The 19,470-nt window shown below is 55.6% G+C and carries 21 protein-coding genes; 14 read left to right on the top strand and 7 right to left on the bottom strand.

Going from position 1 to position 19,470, the window contains the following annotated elements; all coding sequences use genetic code 11:
* Positions 1-6 precede the first annotated feature (6 nt).
* From KJ970_01525 to KJ970_01475, 11 genes are all read left to right on the top strand, one after another.
* Positions 7-657, top strand: a complete 651-nt coding sequence (locus KJ970_01525; protein MBU2689583.1) for a 4Fe-4S dicluster domain-containing protein — start codon at positions 7-9, stop codon at positions 655-657.
* Positions 658-666: 9 nt separating this feature from the next.
* Positions 667-1,167 carry an NADH-quinone oxidoreductase subunit J gene (locus KJ970_01520; GenBank protein ID MBU2689582.1) on the top strand — a complete coding sequence of 167 codons (501 nt, stop codon included), beginning with the start codon at positions 667-669 and terminating at the stop codon, positions 1,165-1,167.
* Entirely contained in the window at positions 1,164-1,469 is a 306-nt protein-coding gene (gene nuoK / locus KJ970_01515; protein ID MBU2689581.1) for an NADH-quinone oxidoreductase subunit NuoK, read from the top strand. Before KJ970_01520 ends, nuoK begins: the two co-directional genes overlap by 4 nt.
* A 47-nt stretch (positions 1,470-1,516) precedes the next feature.
* Positions 1,517-3,547 carry an NADH-quinone oxidoreductase subunit L gene (gene nuoL / locus KJ970_01510; protein ID MBU2689580.1) on the top strand — a complete coding sequence of 677 codons (2,031 nt, stop codon included), beginning with the start codon at positions 1,517-1,519 and terminating at the stop codon, positions 3,545-3,547.
* Between the two features lie 51 nt (positions 3,548-3,598).
* Positions 3,599-5,062 carry an NADH-quinone oxidoreductase subunit M gene (locus tag KJ970_01505; GenBank protein ID MBU2689579.1) on the top strand — a complete coding sequence of 488 codons (1,464 nt, stop codon included), beginning with the start codon at positions 3,599-3,601 and terminating at the stop codon, positions 5,060-5,062.
* Positions 5,063-5,089: 27 nt separating this feature from the next.
* The gene (locus KJ970_01500) at positions 5,090-6,619 is read left to right on the top strand and encodes an NADH-quinone oxidoreductase subunit N (protein ID MBU2689578.1); all 1,530 of its coding nucleotides are present in this window, start codon (positions 5,090-5,092) and stop codon (positions 6,617-6,619) included.
* Positions 6,620-6,835: 216 nt separating this feature from the next.
* A complete protein-coding gene (locus KJ970_01495; GenBank protein MBU2689577.1) occupies positions 6,836-7,156 on the top strand; it encodes a metalloregulator ArsR/SmtB family transcription factor in 321 nt (106 codons plus the stop codon).
* 63 nt (positions 7,157-7,219) lie between these two features.
* Positions 7,220-8,515, top strand: coding sequence for a permease (locus KJ970_01490; GenBank protein ID MBU2689576.1), 1,296 nt, complete (start codon positions 7,220-7,222; stop codon positions 8,513-8,515).
* A 15-nt stretch (positions 8,516-8,530) separates the two neighbouring features.
* Positions 8,531-8,764, top strand: coding sequence for a TM0996/MTH895 family glutaredoxin-like protein (locus tag KJ970_01485; protein MBU2689575.1), 234 nt, complete (start codon positions 8,531-8,533; stop codon positions 8,762-8,764).
* Between the two features lie 105 nt (positions 8,765-8,869).
* Positions 8,870-9,316 (top strand): thioredoxin family protein, encoded by a 447-nt coding sequence (locus tag KJ970_01480; protein ID MBU2689574.1) that lies wholly within the window; start codon positions 8,870-8,872, stop codon positions 9,314-9,316.
* Complete coding sequence (locus KJ970_01475) at positions 9,306-10,007, top strand: cytochrome c biogenesis protein CcdA (GenBank protein MBU2689573.1); 702 nt, start codon at positions 9,306-9,308, stop codon at positions 10,005-10,007. Before KJ970_01480 ends, KJ970_01475 begins: the two co-directional genes overlap by 11 nt.
* A gap of 138 nt (positions 10,008-10,145) precedes the next feature.
* On the opposite strand, the gene KJ970_01470 is transcribed toward KJ970_01475, so the two are convergent.
* Together KJ970_01470 and KJ970_01465 are read right to left on the bottom strand one after the other, a co-directional pair.
* Positions 10,146-11,165: a rhodanese-like domain-containing protein gene (locus KJ970_01470; GenBank protein ID MBU2689572.1), complete on the bottom strand. Its 1,020-nt coding sequence runs from the start codon at positions 11,163-11,165 to the stop codon at positions 10,146-10,148.
* Positions 11,166-11,367: 202 nt separating this feature from the next.
* Complete coding sequence (locus tag KJ970_01465; GenBank protein MBU2689571.1) at positions 11,368-12,072, bottom strand: cytochrome c3 family protein; 705 nt, start codon at positions 12,070-12,072, stop codon at positions 11,368-11,370.
* 66 nt (positions 12,073-12,138) lie between these two features.
* On the opposite strand from KJ970_01465, the gene KJ970_01460 reads away from it, so the two are divergent.
* On the top strand, positions 12,139-12,543 hold the full coding sequence (locus tag KJ970_01460) for a hypothetical protein (protein MBU2689570.1): 405 nt from the start codon (positions 12,139-12,141) through the stop codon (positions 12,541-12,543).
* Here KJ970_01460 and KJ970_01455 read toward each other — a convergent pair.
* The 5 genes from KJ970_01455 to KJ970_01435 all read right to left on the bottom strand — a co-directional run bounded on the left by KJ970_01455 (position 12,514) and on the right by KJ970_01435 (position 17,333).
* Positions 12,514-12,726, bottom strand: a complete 213-nt coding sequence (locus tag KJ970_01455; GenBank protein MBU2689569.1) for a hypothetical protein — start codon at positions 12,724-12,726, stop codon at positions 12,514-12,516. The two genes, KJ970_01460 and KJ970_01455, sit on opposite strands and share 30 nt — an antisense overlap.
* A 26-nt stretch (positions 12,727-12,752) precedes the next feature.
* Positions 12,753-13,592 (bottom strand): hypothetical protein, encoded by an 840-nt coding sequence (locus KJ970_01450; protein ID MBU2689568.1) that lies wholly within the window; start codon positions 13,590-13,592, stop codon positions 12,753-12,755.
* A 14-nt stretch (positions 13,593-13,606) separates the two neighbouring features.
* Positions 13,607-14,848 (bottom strand): hypothetical protein, encoded by a 1,242-nt coding sequence (locus KJ970_01445; GenBank protein ID MBU2689567.1) that lies wholly within the window; start codon positions 14,846-14,848, stop codon positions 13,607-13,609.
* Positions 14,849-15,111: 263 nt separating this feature from the next.
* Entirely contained in the window at positions 15,112-16,224 is a 1,113-nt protein-coding gene (locus tag KJ970_01440; GenBank protein MBU2689566.1) for a DegT/DnrJ/EryC1/StrS family aminotransferase, read from the bottom strand.
* On the bottom strand, positions 16,221-17,333 hold the full coding sequence (locus tag KJ970_01435) for a Gfo/Idh/MocA family oxidoreductase (GenBank protein MBU2689565.1): 1,113 nt from the start codon (positions 17,331-17,333) through the stop codon (positions 16,221-16,223). The genes KJ970_01440 and KJ970_01435 overlap by 4 nt, the downstream gene beginning before the upstream one ends.
* A 319-nt stretch (positions 17,334-17,652) precedes the next feature.
* Between KJ970_01435 and KJ970_01430 the strand changes: the two genes are divergently transcribed.
* A complete protein-coding gene (locus KJ970_01430) occupies positions 17,653-18,840 on the top strand; it encodes a pyridoxal phosphate-dependent aminotransferase (protein ID MBU2689564.1) in 1,188 nt (395 codons plus the stop codon).
* A gap of 288 nt (positions 18,841-19,128) precedes the next feature.
* Positions 19,129-19,470: hypothetical protein (locus KJ970_01425; protein ID MBU2689563.1), on the top strand; the 342-nt coding region annotated here is incomplete at its 3' end.

Below are 19,470 nucleotides of genomic sequence, written 5' to 3'. Positions count from 1 at the left end.
GGCGATATGAGTGCGGGGAAGAGATATTTCACAAACATTTATCAGGCTATTGCCTCAACTCTCATCGGGATGAAGGTCACCGGGAAGAATGCCTTTACAAAACCGGTGACGGAGATGTATCCAGAGGTGATGCCGCCGATCGCGGAACGATTCCGCGGCATTCTTCATAATCGGATTGAGGATTGCACCGGGTGCAGCGCCTGCGTGAGGGCCTGTCCGATCAGTTGCATCCATATCCAAACCGTTAAGCGGGCGAAGGAAAACGTCGGGCAAGCATCAGATGGGACGCCGCTTAAGCTTTGGGTGATACAGTATGACGTGAATAATTCTGAATGCATGGTCTGCGGACTTTGCACCGAACCCTGTCCGACACATTGCCTCACGATGAGTCACGATTTTGAGCTCGCTGTTCCCGAGCGGAAGGGGATGTGGCGTTACTTCGCCACCGAAGCCGATAAGCAGGCGGCCGAACGCGACGCCGAATCCGCAGCCAAAGAAAAGGCGGCCAAAGCGGCCGCGGCGCAAGCAGCCACGGAAGCCGAAGTGAAGGAAGAGGGAACGGCTACCAGGGTGCAGGGGCAAACATCTCCGCCGGCGTCATCAGATCAGGCGAAGAAAACCGGCGGTGATGAGGGCGCCGGTGGGAAGATTGAGTAGGGGGGAGCTGTGGAGCTACGGGATATCATTTTCTTGGTTTTCGGACTCCTGGCTGTTTTTTCCGGGATTGTCGTGGCCTTTACGCCCCGCATCATCCATGCCGTTTTCTCGTTGCTGGTCACTTTTTGCGGCGTGGCGGGATTGTACGTTCTACTTCAGGCCGATTTTATCGCCGGTGCGCAGATCATGGTCTATGTCGGTGGGATTCTCGTGCTGTTGTTGTTCGGCGTCATGCTGACCCAGCGAATCGGCAAGATCGATATGAAGGGCGCGGCCGTGCAGAGGCTTCCCGCCGCGATTCTTTGCGCCGCCTTGCTGGCCATCCTGCTGGTTATGATTTATGCAACGCCATGGTCTGTCGTGGAAGAGAAAGTGTGGACGCCCACGGCGCCGGAACTCGGCAAGCAGATTATGACCGATTACTTGCTGCCATTTGAAGTTGTTTCCATCCTCCTCCTAGGTGTGCTGATGGGAGCGGCGCTTTTGGCCCGGACGGAGAAAGAATCATGATCGGTCTTCAATCCTACCTCAGCGTTGGCGCGATCTTGTTCGTATTGGGAGTCTATACGGTCCTGACGCGAAGAAACGCCGTCATGATTCTAATGGGGATCGAGTTGATATTGAACTCGGCCAACATCAATTTCATAGCCTTTGCGCGCTATTTGGGCCCGGGGATCGACGGCCAGGTAGTGGCGCTGTTTGTCATTGTCCTTGCAGCGGCTGAGGCGGCCATCGCACTTGCCATCATCCTCAACATCTTCCGGCTCCATCATAATATCAATGTTGATGAAGTCGATTCGATGAAGGGCTAGGGCAGAGGTTTGCGGATGAAGAAGAAGACGGGGAGGAACTGGGGAGTATGTCCAATACACTCATCTTGATCCTATGTTTGCCGCTGCTTGGCTTCGGGATCCAGATCTTCTTCGGGCGCTTCCTTCCAAGGAAGGGGGATTGGCTGTCCACCGGATTGGTCGCGGTTTCGTTGATCCTCTCAGCGGCCATCTTTGCGCGCATGCTAAGTGGGATGGATCCCCATTTTCTCTTTACTCATTCTTGGGGCTGGATCCATTTAAATGATTTGCAGGTCGCAATGGGATTTCTGGTCGACAACTTGACGATTGTCATGTTGATGGTCGTCACCGTCGTCAGCACTCTCGTCCACCTCTATTCGATCGGCTACATGCATGGGGATGAGAGATACGGCCGCTACTTCGGTTATTTGGGTCTCTTTACTTTCTCGATGCTGGGCATTGTTCTCTGCGATAATCTGATCGCCCTCTATGTCTTTTGGGAACTCGTCGGCCTCTCTTCCTACCTCTTGATCGGCTTTTGGTATGAAAAGGATTCAGCTTCCGATGCCGGGAAAAAGGCATTCCTGACGACGCGCATCGGGGATGTTTTTATGTTCATCGGCATCATGATCATTTATTCATCCTTGGGAACCTTTAACTTTCATGAGATTTTCAACGCCGTGGCGCATGGCGCCATCTCCGGCACCCGGCTCACCGTAGCCGGCATGTTCCTTTTCGGCGGCGCAGTCGGCAAGAGCGCCCAGTTCCCGCTGCACGTCTGGCTGCCCGATGCGATGGAGGGCCCCACCCCGGTCAGCGCCTTGATTCATGCCGCGACGATGGTCGCCGCCGGTGTCTATATGGTGGGCCGTCTCTTCCCGATGCTGACGCCCGATGCTCTTCTTCTCGTCGCCTATATAGGTCTCGTCACGGCGATGCTGGGGGCAACGGTCGCGATTGTACAAACCGACATCAAAAAGGCGCTGGCTTATTCGACCATCAGCCAGCTGGGGTACATGATCGCCGCCCTTGGTGTGGGCGGTATGGTGGCCGGTCTCTTCCATCTGATGACCCATGCCTATTTCAAGTCACTCCTTTTCCTCGGATCCGGCAGTGTCATCCACGCCTTGCATACACAAGAGATGCCGGAGATGGGTGGCTTGCGCAAAAAGATGCCGATCACCTTCTGGACATTTTTGATTGCGACGATCGCGATCTCCGGTATCCCGCCCTTCTCCGGCTTCTTCAGCAAAGACAAGATTCTGGCGGCGGCGCTGGTCTTCGGTCTTGAAAACCCCGCCCATATGGTCATCTTTATCCTGCTCCTGCTGGGAGCCGGTATCACGGCCTTCTATATGTTCAGGATCATTTTCCTGACCTTCCTCGGTAGTCCTCGGGATCAGAAGAAATACGATCATGCCCATGAGTCTCCCTGGGTGATCACGGTTCCACTGGCCTTGCTGGCCATCTTGTCGATTGTTTCGGCTTGGGGCGGGTGGTTTGAAAAGTTGGTTCAGGTTCCGCAGATGGGATTGTATGCGGGGGGAGAGGGCGCGGCGCATGCCATAACAGAGGCGGCGCACGGCGCGGCGGCCGGTGAAGCGGCGGCCCATGCCGGCGGGCACACAGAGCACCTTGCCCATTATGTGGCGATGTTCGGCGGTATCGCCGTTGTCCTCATCGGCATTCTTTTCTCATGGCTCATGTACGGCCGGAAATTGCTTTCCGCGGAAGCCTGGGGTGCACGCTTGCGACCCCTGTACATTTTGCTGTCGCGGAAATATTACTTTGATGAATTTTACTCGGTTGCCTTCGTGAGACCGCTTCTTGCGATCAGCCGTGGGATGGGCCGGTTCGATCTGAAGATTATTGATGGCATGGTCAACGGCAGCGCTTGGTTGACCCGTGTCCTTTCATTTTTCATCGGTCGATTCGATCTCAAGGTGATCGATGGGCTCGTCAATGGTGTTGGTTATTCTGTTAAGGCTTTTGGAGGCGTTCTTCGAAGGGTTCAGACGGGACGGTTCCAGAATTACGCACTTGGTCTTATCGCCATCTCGATCATCCTGATGATGCTCAGGATCTTCGATCCCTTCTAGGGGGGAGAGAGGGCGTGGGTTTTTGAAACTTAGTGCAGGAGGCAGTCGCACATGAGCGGTCTTCTTAGCTGGCTGACGTTTATCCCAATCATCGGGATGGTGTTGATTATTCTGGTGCCGCGAGATAAGCACCAGCTCATCAAGATTATCGCGGCTGTCGCGACGGGGATCTCCCTGATCCTGTCCGTGGTCCTCTTTCTTCAATTCGACCGCACCACCTCGGAGCTGCAATTCGTCGAGAGGGCGGTGTGGATCGGATCGTACAATATCAACTTCTTTATCGGTGTGGATGGGCTGAGCATCACCCTGATCATCCTGACGGCGCTTCTCGGGTTCCTTTGCATCTTCGCCTCCTGGGGTATCAATAAGGCCGTCAAAGGCTACTTCGCTCTCTTCCTTCTTCTTGAGACAGGAATGCTCGGCGTCTTCGTCGCTCTCGATTTCTTCCTTTTCTATGTTTTCTGGGAAGTGATGTTGCTTCCGATGTACTTCCTCATTGGGATTTGGGGCGGCCCCCGCCGTGAATACGCGGCGATCAAGTTTTTCCTCTATACACTCCTCGGCAGTGTTCTGATGCTTCTGGGTATCCTGGCCCTCTACTTCTATGGAGGTTCGCATACATTCGATATGACGGTTCTCATGGAGCAGGGAGGATATGCCCGAACATTCCAAATGTGGGTTTGGGCGGCCCTCTTCATCGGTTTCGCCATCAAAGTGCCGGTCTTCCCCTTTCATACATGGCTTCCGGATGCGCATGTTGAGGCGCCGACCGCCATCAGTGTTATCCTTGCCGGCGTTCTATTGAAGATGGGCGGATACGGCATCCTCCGTGTCTGCTTCTCGATCTTCCCCGAAGCGACGCGATCCTATGCGATCCCGCTGGCCATCTTGGGGATCATCAACATTGTCTATGGCGCCCTCTGCGCTATGGCGCAGAAGGATGTCAAAAAGCTCGTCGCCTACTCGTCGGTCAGCCATATGGGATATGTGCTGCTCGGTTCTGCGGCCTTGTCAATCGCCGGTCTCACCGGCGGCGTCCTTCAGATGTTCAACCATGGAACAACCACGGCCATGTTATTCCTTTTGGTCGGTGTGATCTATGACCGCGCCCATCACCGCGATATCGATGGGTTCGGCGGTCTGGCGACGATCATGCCGGTCTATGCAGGGATCTTCTCGCTGGCCTTTTTCGCCTCCCTGGGTTTGCCGGGATTGAGCAGTTTCATCAGTGAGGCCTTAGTCTTCCTCGGCACCTTCCCGGTTTACCGCTGGGCGGCGATCATCGCGGCGATCGGTATTGTTCTGACCGCGGGCTATATCCTCTGGACATTGCAGCGGATGTTCCTGGGCAAGCCGAACGAGAAGTATCTGAATCTGCCGGACATGACCGGACGCGAGCTTTTCACGCTTGTTCCCCTGGGAATCATCGTGATCATTTTGGGTGTCTATCCCAAACCGATTCTTGATCTGATGCAAGTCACCATTAACCACTTGGCCGGGATTGTTCAACCATAACCAAATCCTAGCCATGCGAGGGAGACGATGAGCGAACTCGTCTACAATAGTGTCGGAACGATGGACAGCCTGAGATATTTTCTTCCCGAACTCTCCCTTTTGGGAGTGTTCCTGGTTGTCTTCTTTATGGATCTGGCGATGGGGCGCGAACAATCCCGCTGGACGGGTCCCGTGGGCGTCATTGGGCTGTTCTGCGTCCTTGTGATCACCCTCATGAGCCAGGGACGGTTGACGGCGGATGGCTCCGCCGGTGTCCGCCTTTTCTCAGGGATGGTTGTCGCCGATCCGATAGCCGTTTTCTTCAAAGTTATCTTTCTCGCTACCGCGGCCATCACCATTTTGATGAGCTGGAAGAGCTCAGAGCTGAAAGGACGCCGGCTGGGTGAGTATGTCGGATTGCTGCTCCTGCTCTGCATGGGGCTTTTCTTGATGTCATCCAGCACGAACCTCCTGATGTTTTACATTTCAATGGAGGTTGTGAGCTATCTATCCTATGTTTTGGTCGGTTTTGTCAAAGGCGACCGGAAGGGTTCCGAGGCCGCTCTGAAATATGTCCTCTTCGGCTCCGTGTCCTCCGGCGCGATGTTGTTCGGCATCTCGATACTCTACGGGCTGACCGGCACGCTGGATCTCCTCGCCCTAACGCAGAACCTCATCGAGGGTGCGAATCTGGCGATGTATGTCGGCACCTCACTGGTGCTGGTCGGTATCGGATACAAGATCTCCGCTGTTCCTTTCCATTTCTGGACGCCGGATGTTTATGAGGGCGCCAATACGCCGATGACCGCCTTTTTATCGGTTGCCTCGAAGGCCGCCGGCTTCGCTTTGCTGATCCGTTTCGTCTTCTTCGGCGTTTCCGGTTTGAGCGGGGCGGCCTTGGGCGCGGTGGACTGGCAGCGGGTGTTGATGTTCCTCTCGATCGTGACGATGACGCTGGGGAACTTTGTCGCGCTGCATCAGAAGTCTATGAAGCGTCTTCTGGCTTATTCATCGATCGCCCACGCGGGGTACGTCCTGATGGGGTTGTCGACACTGAATCATGACGGTCTTTTCGCCGCTCTCTTCTACTTTGCGATCTATCTCCTCATGAATCTCGGCGCTTTCCTCGTGATTATCTCCCTCCGCGACCGGATTGAATCGGAAGATCAGATCACATCCTATATCGGACTCGGCCGGAAATTCCCCATGGTCGCCATTCTTATGGGCGTCTTCCTTTTCTCTCTCACCGGTGTTCCCCCCTTCGGAGGTTTCATCGGAAAATTTTATCTCTTTGCAGCGGTTATCAAGGCCGGATTTTATAAACTGGCTGTGATCGGCGTACTCAACAGCGTTGTTTCACTTTTCTATTACGCCAGGATCTTGAGGGCGATGTTCCTTGCTCGCACGGAAGATGAAGAGGCTGGTATTGAGACCCCGGCTCCCGCCCATTTGTCGGCGCATGTGATTCCACTCTATTCGGTCATGCTGGTCATGCTGGCCGTGCCAACGGTGCTGCTGGGAATTTATTGGGCGCCGTTGCAACGGTGGGTTGAATCGAGCGTTGGGTTCCTGTTCTAAGCCGCCAGTCGCACCTGTGACTTCGGGGTCCGCCATGGATGATCACTTCACGACAGGCTCATCTTGTTTTTCCGCTTATAAGGTAATCGTGTAAAACATAGAAATAATTGCAGTTAGCGCTGTTTCCTAATGTAAACTGTGCCGATGCCGCAGCCCTTCAGCTTGACAATTCTTGGCAATTTGGCATAATAGGCAAATAGCCAAGAGGAGGATAATTTGAAAGCTATACAAAAGGCCCGATTCGAAGCCCGCGCGACCATCATCAAAGCGATGGCGCATCCGACACGGCTTTTCATTGTCGAGGAGCTCTCACATGGGGAGCGTTGTGTCTGCGAGCTTACCGAGATGGTGGAGGCCGATGTATCGACCGTGTCCAAGCACCTCTCCGTGCTTAAGAATGCGGGCATCGTCCGGGATGATAAGCGGGGATCGCAGGTTTTTTATTCGCTGCTTGTCCCTTGCGTGCTGAATTTTTTTGCCTGTGTTGAATCGATTCTGGAATCACGAGCGAAAGAAAGCGTGAAATTGGCAAGATAACATTTTTGTTTATATTATCGGTTATTTTGCTTCTGAGTCTGGATAAGGGAGTCAGGAGAAGGGATGAGCTGGAAACACGAATGGAAGCCCCTCCTCGTCATTGTGGCGGTCTTTCTTGCCTGCTTTTGGCTCCCCGTGGGGGGCATCCGTTTTGACACCTCTATATTGGAGGCGCTGCACCTTGTGAAGTGGTATGCACAGGAGCACGTTCTGCTGTGCCTCATCCCCGCTTTCTTCATCGCGGGGGCCATTGCGACTTTCGTGAGCCAGGCCTCCGTCATGCGTTACCTCGGCGCAGAGGCCAACAAGGTCTTGGCCTACAGCGTTGCGGCGGTCTCCGGAACGATTCTAGCTGTCTGTTCCTGCACGGTGCTGCCCCTTTTTGCCGGTATCTATCGACGGGGAGCCGGGCTTGGTCCTGCAACCGCCTTCCTCTATTCCGGCCCCGCGATCAATGTCTTGGCCATCATACTGACCGCGCGCGTCTTGGGGCTTGAACTGGGCGCCGCGCGGGCCGTCGGCGCCATCGTTTTCAGCGTCGTTATTGGTCTCCTCATGCACGCTATCTTCCGAAATGATCCAGAAGAGCGGGTCAAAAATGTCCAAGTTGCCATAGATGAAAAGCCGGCGCGAAGCCTTTACCAGGACGCTCTATATTTCGCCTCCATGGTCGGCATCCTGGTCTTTGCCAATTGGGCGCGACCAGCAGAACCCGGGGGGCTTTGGAGCCTGATCTATGCTATGCGCTGGCTCATCACAGGTGTCTTTGCCCTTGGGCTGGGTGTCATTCTCATCGCTTGGTTTCGGACACCTTGGTGGCAGATCGCCCTCTCATTCGCACTCGTGCTCATTCTTGCGGCGCTCTTCCCCCGCATGCCCATGATTCCTTTCGCGGGCGCTATTCTCTCACTTGCTATCCTCACCAGCACCTCTGTGGGAGAACTCAATGACTGGTTTTCTTCCTCGTGGGGCTTTGCCAAGCAGATCCTTCCGCTCCTTCTTTTAGGCGTCCTCGTCGCGGGTGTCCTGCTTGGGCGCCCGGGTCACGAGGGGCTCATTCCGGGCGAATGGGTGAACACCGCCGTCGGCGGAAACTCAATTCGTGCAAACCTCTTTGCCTCCGTCGCCGGTGCGTTCATGTACTTTGCCACCTTGACCGAAGTCCCGATTCTCCAAGGTCTCCTTGGAAACGGCATGGGCAAGGGGCCGGCGCTGGCGCTGCTCCTTGCCGGACCTGCGCTCAGCCTTCCCAATATGCTCGTTATCCGGAGCGTCATCGGCACGAAAAAAACCGTTGTGTACGTCACACTCGTTGTGGTCATGGCGACCGTCAGCGGAATCCTTTATGGCCTGATATAGATAAAAGGACAACCAATGAAAACAATTCAAATCCTGGGCACCGGTTGCCCCAAATGCAAAAAGCTCGCGGAAAATGCCGAAGCCGCCGCCAAGACCCTCGGCATCGAATACGAGCTCGTGAAGGTCACCAACATCAACGAGATCGCCCGCATGGGGGCGATGATGACTCCAGGGCTCGCCATCGATGGAGAACTCAAGAGCAGCGGCAAGGTGCTTTCACTTGAGGAGATCAAGGCCTTGTTATATTAGCGTCACAGGGAACGGGTATGATTCAACACCCTTTCGGTGGCACCATACGCGGGACAACCGATTGGTTGAACAAAACCATCATATAATAGAAGAGAAAGATATCCCATGATTAAGAAAGCTCTAATTATTGCCGCCACAATCCTTGTCTTTGCCGCCGTATTTGTTCTGAAGGAGACGCAGCGGCGGGATGCGGCATCGGATGCAGGTCATGTCTTGGCGCCATCCGAGCAGGTGGCCTTGCCTCGCCTCATTGATCTCGGATCCGGGCAGTGCATTCCATGCAAAAAGATGGCTCCTATTTTGGAAGAGTTATCTGAGGAGTATGAGGGTTCACTTATCGTTGAGTTTATCGATATCCGGAAAAATCCCGATGCCGGGCAGAAGTGGGGAATCCGGGTTATCCCGACCCAGATCTTTATCGACGCCTCGGGTGCGGAACGGGTGCGTCATGAGGGTTTCATGGCCAAGCAGGTTATTCTCGATCAGTGGAAGGAACTGGGTGTTGAGTTGACTTCTCAAACTCCACAGAGCAAGAGGTCAACTGATGGATGATCTTTTCGCTACTCTCACCACTGCCGTTCATGGCTCCGCGCCTATTGCCCTCAGCGCCGCCTTTCTCTGGGGTGTTCTCAGCATCATCCTGAGTCCTTGCCATCTCGCCAGCATCCCGCTTGTCGTCGCCTTTATCGGCAAGCAGGGTGAGTCTTCCGGGCAACGCGCCTTCACCATCGCTGTGGTTTTCGCTGTGGGTATTTTGGTCACCATCGGGATCGTCGGCGGTATAACGGCAGCCCTCGGGCGGATGCTCGGCGATGTTGGCCGCTATGTGAATTATGGGCTCGCCCTTATCTTTCTTTTCCTTGGGCTTCACTTCCTAGGTGTTGTGCCGATTCCCTGGACGGGCGGCGGACCTTCCGGGCCACGCGGGAAGGGCGTTTTGGGGGCGTTTATCCTCGGCCTTTTTTTTGGTGTTGGCGTGGGGCCCTGCACATTCGCTTATATGGCCCCGATGCTGGGAGTCACCCTCAAGGTCGCCTCAACGAGCTGGCTCTACGGTGTGGCGCTATTGCTTCTTTACGGCATCGGTCATTGTTCGGTCATCGTCATGGCCGGCACCTCGGCCCAGCTTGTTCAACGCTATTTGAATTGGCACGAAGGCTCACGCGGGGCTGTGCTTCTACGCCAGGCCTGCGGCCTGCTTGTCATTCTTGGCGGGATCTACCTGGTCTACACGGCCCCGTAATCGAAAAGTAGGCGAGATTCTTTACATTTCCATCGAAGAACTTTGTAGAACATGGATCGAACAGGATCTAAAGCAGGGGGCAGGATCATGAGATCCCGCCCCCTGCGATGATTCGATCCTTAATATTCGCCGTTGAGTTTAGGGACCGGTCACATAATCGAAGTCCAGCGACCCACTCCATTTGCTCGTTTCCAGATCATCGTAAATCATGCCGTTGGCGCCGTATCTCAGTGTTCTGCCGTCATAACCCAAAACGTTCAACCAGGCGGCGACCATGGATGCGGACTGACCCGACCAGCAATAAATCACATTGACGCCGGCCGGATCGAGGATATTGAGCGTCTCGAGTCCCAGCGTTCCCGGGGTGACCTGATAGGCGCCGGTGATATGTCCGTAATGGGTCCAATCGGCTTCGGCCCAATAGCAGATGACATGATAGTCTTCGTAGGCGGACAGGACATCCGTCTTGGTGATGCCATTGAGTCCATCCAGAACGGCATGATTGAGTTGATAGGCCAGGATTGCCGCGCCGGTCGCTTCGCCGGTGTTGAGGGTCGGATGTCCGGTATTGGAAGGGAGATCCGGGGGCGCCGTCGTTGCCCAGGCATCCGGATAATCCAAGGCGACATTGCCGGTGTTATTGGTCCACAAATCAAAATCACTGTTCCAGGCGCTGAAACCCCAGAGCATTGATTTGGCATCGGTTTCGCCGCTCAGGCGGAGGGCCATCACCGCGTGTCCGGCGGTATGTCCAGTATAACAATAGACGACAACCGGGAGATTGGTGGTATTGTTGGCCGCTTCATATGTGACGACATCGGCCATGGCGACCTTATGGGCGCCCGCGATGTGCCCGTCCTCAAAGTCGACCACGCCGTTGGCGCCCGAGGAGTCGGGGCCATAAAGATCCGACGTACGAATATCCATGATGAAGTAATTCTCAGGCCCATTATCCATGAGGGACTGAGCTGTGATCGTCCAGCTGGCCATCATGGCGGGTAGATCGAGATTGTTTGTTGTCATGTATTCGACCAACTTTTCAAGTTCGGTCGCGACCGGTGTGGTTCCACCGTTGTCATCGTCATCGCTGCAACCAAACGAGAATACAACCATCATGCACACAGCCATAACCATGGCGAATGCCGTGAACTTTCTCATTAACTCTGCCTCCTTCATGAAGTCCGAGCCCCCACCCAGCTGCTCCGTGCCAACATGGGAGACTCTCCCAAAAACCCATCCAAGAGGTTGGATAGGTGCTTCCTTTATGTCAAGGCCGGTACCCGATCGATCGGGTAGAGCCCTGGCATAACCGCTTAGTATGCACACGTATTGACACCGTATGCAATACCTCTATTCCCGCCTACCACTGATCCGGAGGTGTATCCGGTACAATATAGGGGGCATTCGCCGCCGCTTCATCCGGCAGGAGGTTCAAATCCACCTGCCTCAGGAAAAAGCCCTCCGGGGTCGCCGGGGAATTATGGCAAACGGCCGAACAACTCACACCACCGGTTGTATCCGTCCTCGCCGTCCATCGTTGGATATTATGAGGGACAGCGTATTTCCATGTCGGCATCACATTGAATTCCGGGAGGTCCGGAAATCCCCATCCCGTGAAACTGTCTTTCGCAATCGGGATATGCCGCAAGGTGACATATTCATAACTCCGGGAATCCGGCAGGGGGTTCTTGCCGATTTTGAATCTCAGATAAGATGGCGTGTCCAGTCCTGTAGGTGGGTGGCACGAATTACAGTTCTTGTAGTCTTGCGAATGGCACACCGAGCAGCTCAACTCGCCCCAGTGCTCTTCATGGTATACGTTCGCCTCACTGACGGATCCATGGCAATCTTCGCAGCGGGGCATCTCACTCACCGCGAAACGTTCCTCGCCCATGCCATTGTGCATCTCGTTGCCGGTATGGCAATTCACACAATGTTTGCCGCCGAGCTGCGCGTTTTTCCCATAGTGAACATCAAATTTATAGCCGGGGATCTGGTCCCTGTGCTTGCCCCGGTATTCCTCGCCGATCCTGGAGCCGTGGCAGGCGGTGCATTGATTGATCATTGAAGGTGTTCGGTCGAATTTATGATTGGCGATGAATCCGCCTTCGACCGAGGTCGGCCGGCTGACGTGGCATTGGCCGCAGGTGGTATGGCATTTGAAACAGGCGGCGTTAAAACCGGCGCTGAGATTCTCATTGTCGTCAACCGGACAACCGGCTCTGCGGCTGACTTTCCCTTTCATACCGGAAACCTTGTAGTGGATCGAATTGACCGCGTTGCCGGCGATACTCGGGTGGCAATCAGCGTTGCCACAGGCCGCGATTGGATCCTCCGATGGATCCCGGACGACGCCCTCGTGCGCCTCTTCCTTCGAGCCACTGGTCGTACCGCCGTGGCACTCGATACAACCGATTCTCCCATGAATGGAGGCAAAGAACGCATCACCATTGGAACCCTGAATAACAACCTTCTCCCACGCTTCCAGCGGGGTGACTTCGCCGCCTCACCCTTCGCCCGTTGGTTCTTCGCCTGATGAAGTGTCGGGTTCGGCGACCGCTATGAGGACGGCCTCATTTGTGTGGCAGCTTATACAATTCTGAGAGCCACCGGCTCCGGGACGGTTCGGTGGGTCGGCCAGCTCGGAACAACCCCACGCCAGCGCCATCAATACAAGCGATATCCCCATAAGCTTCCAGGAAGTGAGGATCCGGTTCATCTGTCTCATCCTTTCCGAGCCTGCCGCTAATTGTGACATGACCCACATAAAACACTGGCCTCCGCCTCTTCATGGCAGAGAATGCACTGGCCCAAATCCCGTCTCGCCTCGGCGCCGTGGGCGCCCGAAAGCCATCCGGCCTTGTCATGAAACAGCGGTTTGACGCTGTAGGATGCATGACATTCCATACAAAATACCTGATCCCTGTGGCAGCTTTCACAGCGCGTGCTCTCCAATCTTGCGTCGGGGCCATGGCTGTAGAGGTAGGAGAGGGGGTGCGGGGATTTTTCGGCGCTCAGATTGTCGCCCTCATGACAGGTCAGGCAATCCTGCTGCTCCTGATGGCAAAGATCGCAGGATTGCGAATCCAAAGTGGCCCGGGGGCCATGATGGTGCTCCCAATCGAAGGTGTGATCCGATGGTTTGATGCCTTCTTTGGCGTGGCAATCTCCACAGGCGCCGGAGGCGGGCAGGGGGAGAGCATCAAGCGTTTCGGATTGGGCAACCCCGGGATGGCAGGCGGCGCAGTCGAAACGATCACCCGAATGGTTCACATGAGAAAAATATTGAATAGAGGGGAGATCATAACTTGGGGATATCTCTTTATCGGAATGACAAAGTGTACAACCCGCATCATCTTCAATATCGTGGCAGTTGGCACAGGCCTGCATGCCCGCCCGGCGATATCCGGCCATCGATTCTCCTTCGCCCCTGATGGCGTGGCAGTCGGCGCAGGTCAACTCCGCATCCTCGATATGGAGGCGGTGAGAGAAGGACAACCTCTCAACGCCCGCCACTTCCTGGGATACGAGAAGAAACGTGAGGCTTAGCGCTAGAAGAGTACCGGCTTTGGTCAATCCAGACATGATCTCTCGCTCCCCTAATTGGCTCTGTTCCCGTATGACAAATTGAATCGGTAGCTTGCCCCCATGAGCAGGCGGAAGTCTTTATCCATGAGCTGATCTTTCCGATATTGGACCTCGCTGAAGAGATGCAAAGCGATGGTCGGATCATATCCGAGCCGCAGGTATGAACCGTAGGCGGGCTGATCATAGAGACTGTAGATTTTGTATTTAGAGAAATCGGCCCCGGCGTCGATGCGGATCTTGCCGGTAAGATGGCGGCCTGCGTTTCCGTACACACCGCCCTTGCGGGTATCCCCATCACCCGAGAATCGATAACCCAGAGTCAGATCCCGCCAGGCGGAGAAGTAGCCGTTGATACTGCGTTCATCACCCTCTTGCGCAATCCAATAGAGACCGGCGGAGAGCCAATCGACGGAGGGCACGCCCGCATCAAAACCGACGCGGTATTGGGAATAGGATTCAATCAATTCATCGAATCGCGAGAACCATGAATCCGCGGGGATCCAGGGAGAAGCGGCATAAAGATACTCGGCGGATAATGTATAATCTGCAGAGGAGTAGGAGATCCTCGTTTGGCCTCGCTCAACGCGCTCCCGGGTGCTATCATGTTCCAACAATCCGTCGAGAAGGAGGGTCCGCACGGGTCTCCATCCGGCCGAGACGCCGAGAATATCCGAAAAGGCCGCGCCTTCTTCTTTATCCTCCAGGTTGAATCGCGAGCTGAGTTTTATATCGAGGGTGCGGAGGGGATGAACGGAGGCGATCACTCCGAGGGTCCAGGGATTCGGATTATCCGCCGGGCCGGTTTCGAGTCCGTGGGAGGCCTCCTTGCCGACAGCCAGCGTCACATTGAGGCCGGTCGGCCGGTGGAGTCTTCGCATTTCAATGACGAGGCCGTCCTGAATCCCCCGCAGAATACCGGTGTACAACAACCGGCGTCCCACCGTCATGGAGAGCCTCTTCCTATGGGATGCCCACTCGAGCGTGCCGCGGTAGAGATTCCAATCTTCTATGGGGCCATCGGTCAGGGGCTCTCGCATGCGGCCGTTGAATCGGAGGGCGAAACCCGAATCATCTTCGACTTTGAAGCTGAGCTGGGTGAGAAGTTCGGATTGTCCCGTTTCCGCCGTATCCCCATAGGAATAGGTCACGATGCCTGCATGACCGGACAAAGAGCCAGAGGCCAAAGACGATTTCGGGAAATAGATGAGTAACCCGATACACACAACAATGAGTATGGACCGTCTGAAGTTCATTCTGACTCCTGTAGAATGGGTTAAAACGTCGTGGATCATTCAATAGCGGCCAATAAGTTAGTTAACAAAGCTGATAAATAATTGTCAAGGTTAAATGAGTTTGGCTAATTCTTCGGAAGTAAAACAGTAGGAAAAAGTAATGTTTATGTTGAATACGTAATCTTGCGTCTGTTTTGGTTTATTTGGAGCCTTTAAGGATATAACAGGTGGAACATTCATCCCCAGTATATTACTGGGATTAATGTCCCACCCATAAGCCTGTCTCAGCTCGTCCGTTGGATGGCGGCCTTCAGCGCCTCTACAACTTTGTCGACTTTCTCCTCATCCAGCTCGGCGAACATCGGCAGCGAGATGATCTCTGAGGCCACGCGCTCGGTGATCGGCAGGTCACCTTTCTGCATTCCAATATGCCGATAGGCCGGCTGCAGGTGCAACGGTACCGGGTAATGTATGCCGGCGCCGATACCGGCCTGATGGAGTTCAGCCAGCACCGCATCCCGCCGGGGTACCCGGATCACGTAGAGGTGAAAGACAGGCTCGACATCAGGGGAAACTCTTGGGGTGATCACCTCTTCAACCGCAGCGAGTTTCTCTGTGTAACGGCTCGCCCAATGACGCCGCGCTTCATTCCACTTGTCGAGGTGACGGAGTTTCACGAGGAGCACGGCCGCCTGGATTGTATCCATCCGGTAGTTGAATCCCTCCTCATTATGGAGGTATTTGTCCCGCCGGCCATGATTGGCGAGATTGCTCATCTGCGTCGCCATCTCTTCCGATGCCGCTGTCACGATGCCGGCGTCGCCATAAGCGCCCAGATTTTTGCCGGGATAGAAGCTGAAGGCGGCCGGTGTCGCGAGGCCGCCCACACGGCGGCCCTTGTAGAGCGCACCGTGCGCCTGGGCCGCATCCTCCATCAGCATGATATCGTGTTCATCGCAGATGGCGCGCAGGGAATCCATATCAGCCGGCTGCCCATAGAGGTGAACGGCGACGACGAGGCGCGTGCGCTCGTTGATCAGCTCGCGGACCGAGTTCGGATCAATGTTGTACGTTGTCTCATCGATCTCGGCGAAGCGGACCTTGGCGCCGAGGAGGGGGAGCATCTCCGCCGTGGCGATAAAGGTGTGGCTGGGGACGATGACCTCGTCGCCCGGTTTGATTCCCAAGCCCATGAAGGCGAGATGCAGGGCGGTGGTGCCGGAGCTGCAGCCCACGGCAGATGATGTTTGGCAGTAATCGGCAAAAGCCCTCTCGAATTGCGATACGGCCGGCCCGCCGATAAAGGCCATCGATTCGATGACCTCCGTGACGGCCTCTTGAATATCCGGCCGGAGAGTATGGTACTGGGCTCTCAGATCAACCAAGGGAATCTTCACAGCCAACCTCCTCTAGATCCCGGGCCAAAGGAACTGGTCTCGGTAGGCACCGCTCCCAAGCGGCACCACTGTGGTTGAAAACGCAAAAAGACCTCGCGACCCGTTTCAAACGACTCATAAATCGCGTGGATCACTTCCAATGTTCTACGCCCCTCCATCCCGTCGATCAGGGCGCGACCGCCCTTCTGAAGGGTATTGAGGACGTCTTTGTAAAACTCCTGGTGGTTGTAGGCGAAAAGATCTTTGGGATTGGCGGCCCAATTTGCTTTTACGTCGTCGTGCCATTTGTCGTCGTCGGCGAATTCCCAACGGCGGATTTCGTTCGCCGCGAAGCCGCCGATTTCGACGGATCCTTTCTCACCGTAAATGGAAAGAGATCCCTCTAAATCCTTAGGTTGAATGCAGGTTGTGGCTTGGATGGTCGCCATCCCGCCGCCGCGGAATTTCAGCACGGCGACGGCGGTGTCTTCGGTCTCGATCTCATGGCTCACGCGGCGGCAGGCCGCCATGACGCTCATCACATCGCCCATCATCCAGATCAGGAGGTCGACGTGGTGGCTCGCCTGGTTCATGATGACGCCGCCGTCCATGGCCCAGGTGCCGCGCCAGGGTTCCGAATCGTAATAGGCCTGATCGCGCTGCCAGAGGACACGGATGCCGCCGAGGAAGGGGCGGCCCATGCGGCCGCTTTGGATCGCCTCTTTCAGTTTGACGATGGGGCGGTTGTAGCGGTTTTGTTTCACCACATAGAGACGGACGCCGTTCTTGTCGCAGGCATCGAGCATCTCGTCGGCTTCATCGAGACGCAGCGCCATCGGCTTTTCGACGATGACGTGTTTTTTGTTTTTGGCCGCTTCAATGGCCATCGAGGCGTGCAGTCCGCTGGGGGTGCAGATGGTGACGAGGTCGATGTCTTGGCGGGCGAGGGCCGCGTTGAAGTCGGTTGTCGCGTCGCAGTTGTCGAGGCCGGCGGCGATCTTTTGGGCGCGTGCGGGATCGGAGTCGCAGGCGAGGCGGACCTGATACCCATCGACGGCTTTGAGACAGTGGATATGCTTGCGGCTGATCTTGCCGCAGCCGATGAGGGCGACACCCAGCTCTTTTGGCATTTTTCGGGCCTCCTGGGTTTGCTGGTCTGCGGGGGCTTGCAGGAATTATCGTAAGCGCTTGGCTCCGATTATCGTCCCCGGATCCGGGCGAAATAAAGGTGTCCGGCCGCAACGGGTTTAGGCTGGAAACCGATACTCATTTTCGCGCAGTTCTACTCATGATAGTCGTTTGGGGGTAGGTGGGGAAGTGCCGTGTGGGTGATGGACCTCATTTTGGAGACTTCCACCACAAACCGGAATCCACAGCCGGTAGTCGCGATCACCTGAGGGAGTGTTAGGATGGGATATCTTGAATCACTCTGGAAGGAAAGGATGGGTCATGCCCCATTACCCTAGGATCGTACCCGCCGTCACCCAAATCCCCAGCGGTTTCACATTCTCGCCCCTGGCGCAGAAGCTCGCGAAACACAAGGGGCCACTATTCCCGCTGCATGTTGGGGACACCTGGATGGAGCCGTTCGAAGGCGGCCGGATGGAGAACCTTCTTTCTCTCGAGCACGATGGTCTCCACCGTTATACGGCCCCCCGCGGCATCAGGGAGGTTATTGAGACGGTCGCTGCAAAGGTGGTCGCCGAAAACAAGATCCCTTGTACAAAAGATTCTGTCATTATGACCGCCGGGGCGACAGGCGCCCTCGCATCGGCAATCGGCGCGACGATCTCCGAAGGGGACGAGGTCCTGATCCTCTCGCCCTTCTGGCCCCTCATCCGGAATATCGTTCGCACCTTTCGGGGGACGCCTGTCGAAGTGCCTTTTTATGACCGAATTGTATGCGACTGCCCACCAGCTAATAAAATTTCAACGGCGGATGAAGCCCTCGCCGCCGTGCAGGCCAAGTACACACCGCGCACCGCCGCGATTTATGTGTCGACCCCGAACAATCCGACCGGGGCCGTGCTCTCCGAAGAAATATTACAGGCGCTGGCGTCTTGGGCATCCGCAAAGAATCTTTGGATCTTCTCCGACGAGGTTTATGAATACCTCGCTTATACAAAACCACATATCTCGATCGCCCGTTTCGCTCCCGAGCGCACCCTCACCGCTTTCTCGTTTTCGAAAACGTACGGCATGGCGGGAAATCGGGCCGGGTACCTTGTCGGGCCGCAAGTGATCATGGACGCGATTCTCAAAGTTTCAACCCATCTCATTTACAGCGCCCCGACGGCCGGCCAGATCGCCGGGATGCGGGCGATTCAGAGTGGGGGAGCGTGGCTGGACAGGGCCCGCGCGCAGTACCAGGAGATTGGCGACGAGATGGCCGATCTCCTCAGCCTGCCGCGGCCCGAGGGATCGACCTTTCTCTTCTTCGATGCCTCGCCCCATTTGGATGACCGGGGGATTGGGGGATTCTTGGAGGATTGCCTGGAAGATGGGGTTGTTTTGACCCCGGGGTCATCCTGCGGCGCCGGATATGAGAATTGGGTCCGCCTTTGTTATACCTGTGTGGCTCCCGACGCGACCCGCGAAGGTGTGCGACGTTTGGCGAGTCGGATGGAGGCCGGGTAGGTAAATCGGCTGCGTCGGTGAATCCGAACCGAGCCAAATCGGCCCGGACCCAGTCGAATCAACCCAACCCCTGCTGATCACCCGCCTCCATCGGTGAATCCTCGAATATCGATTCAAACAGGACATCCAGTAAAATCCGTAATCCCTTAAATGACAACATAGTACCTTTTCCTATGAGCCCATAAAAAAAAATTCAAAATAATGATTTTAGGGGTTGAAACTTTTTCGACATTGCCGCAGTATACCATACATACGTTCGGTATCATAAATCTCTGAGGACCACAATCAATGACCCGAGAGGACTTTTCATTCAGTATCGGCCACCTCGATTCTGATACCCGGCAGGCGGACTTCGCTGAAGGCGCCGTTGATCGCGGCGTTGATCGCGGCGTTGATCGCGGCGTTGATCGCGCCAGTGATCGCAGCGTGAGCCCGTCGAAGCATCCGGTGCCCAAGCGCAAGCGCCGGCTCGACCGCGGGGATGCTCTATTTCCCAAGGCACTGCTCGACCCGGTCCCTCATTATAATACCCGCACAAGCCTGAAGCCGGAGGAGGCTCAGCAATTCCATTCACACCTTCTGACCGCCGCCCGCATCGATACCCAGATCGACCGCACCATCGGCTGGCTG

It is taken from the genome of Candidatus Eisenbacteria bacterium (assembly GCA_018831195.1).
Taxonomy (GTDB): domain Bacteria; phylum Eisenbacteria; class RBG-16-71-46; order CAIMUX01; family JAHJDP01; genus JAHJDP01.
The sequence above is the reverse complement of the archived record's forward strand: the minus strand, read 5'-3'. Positions and strand labels throughout refer to the sequence as shown.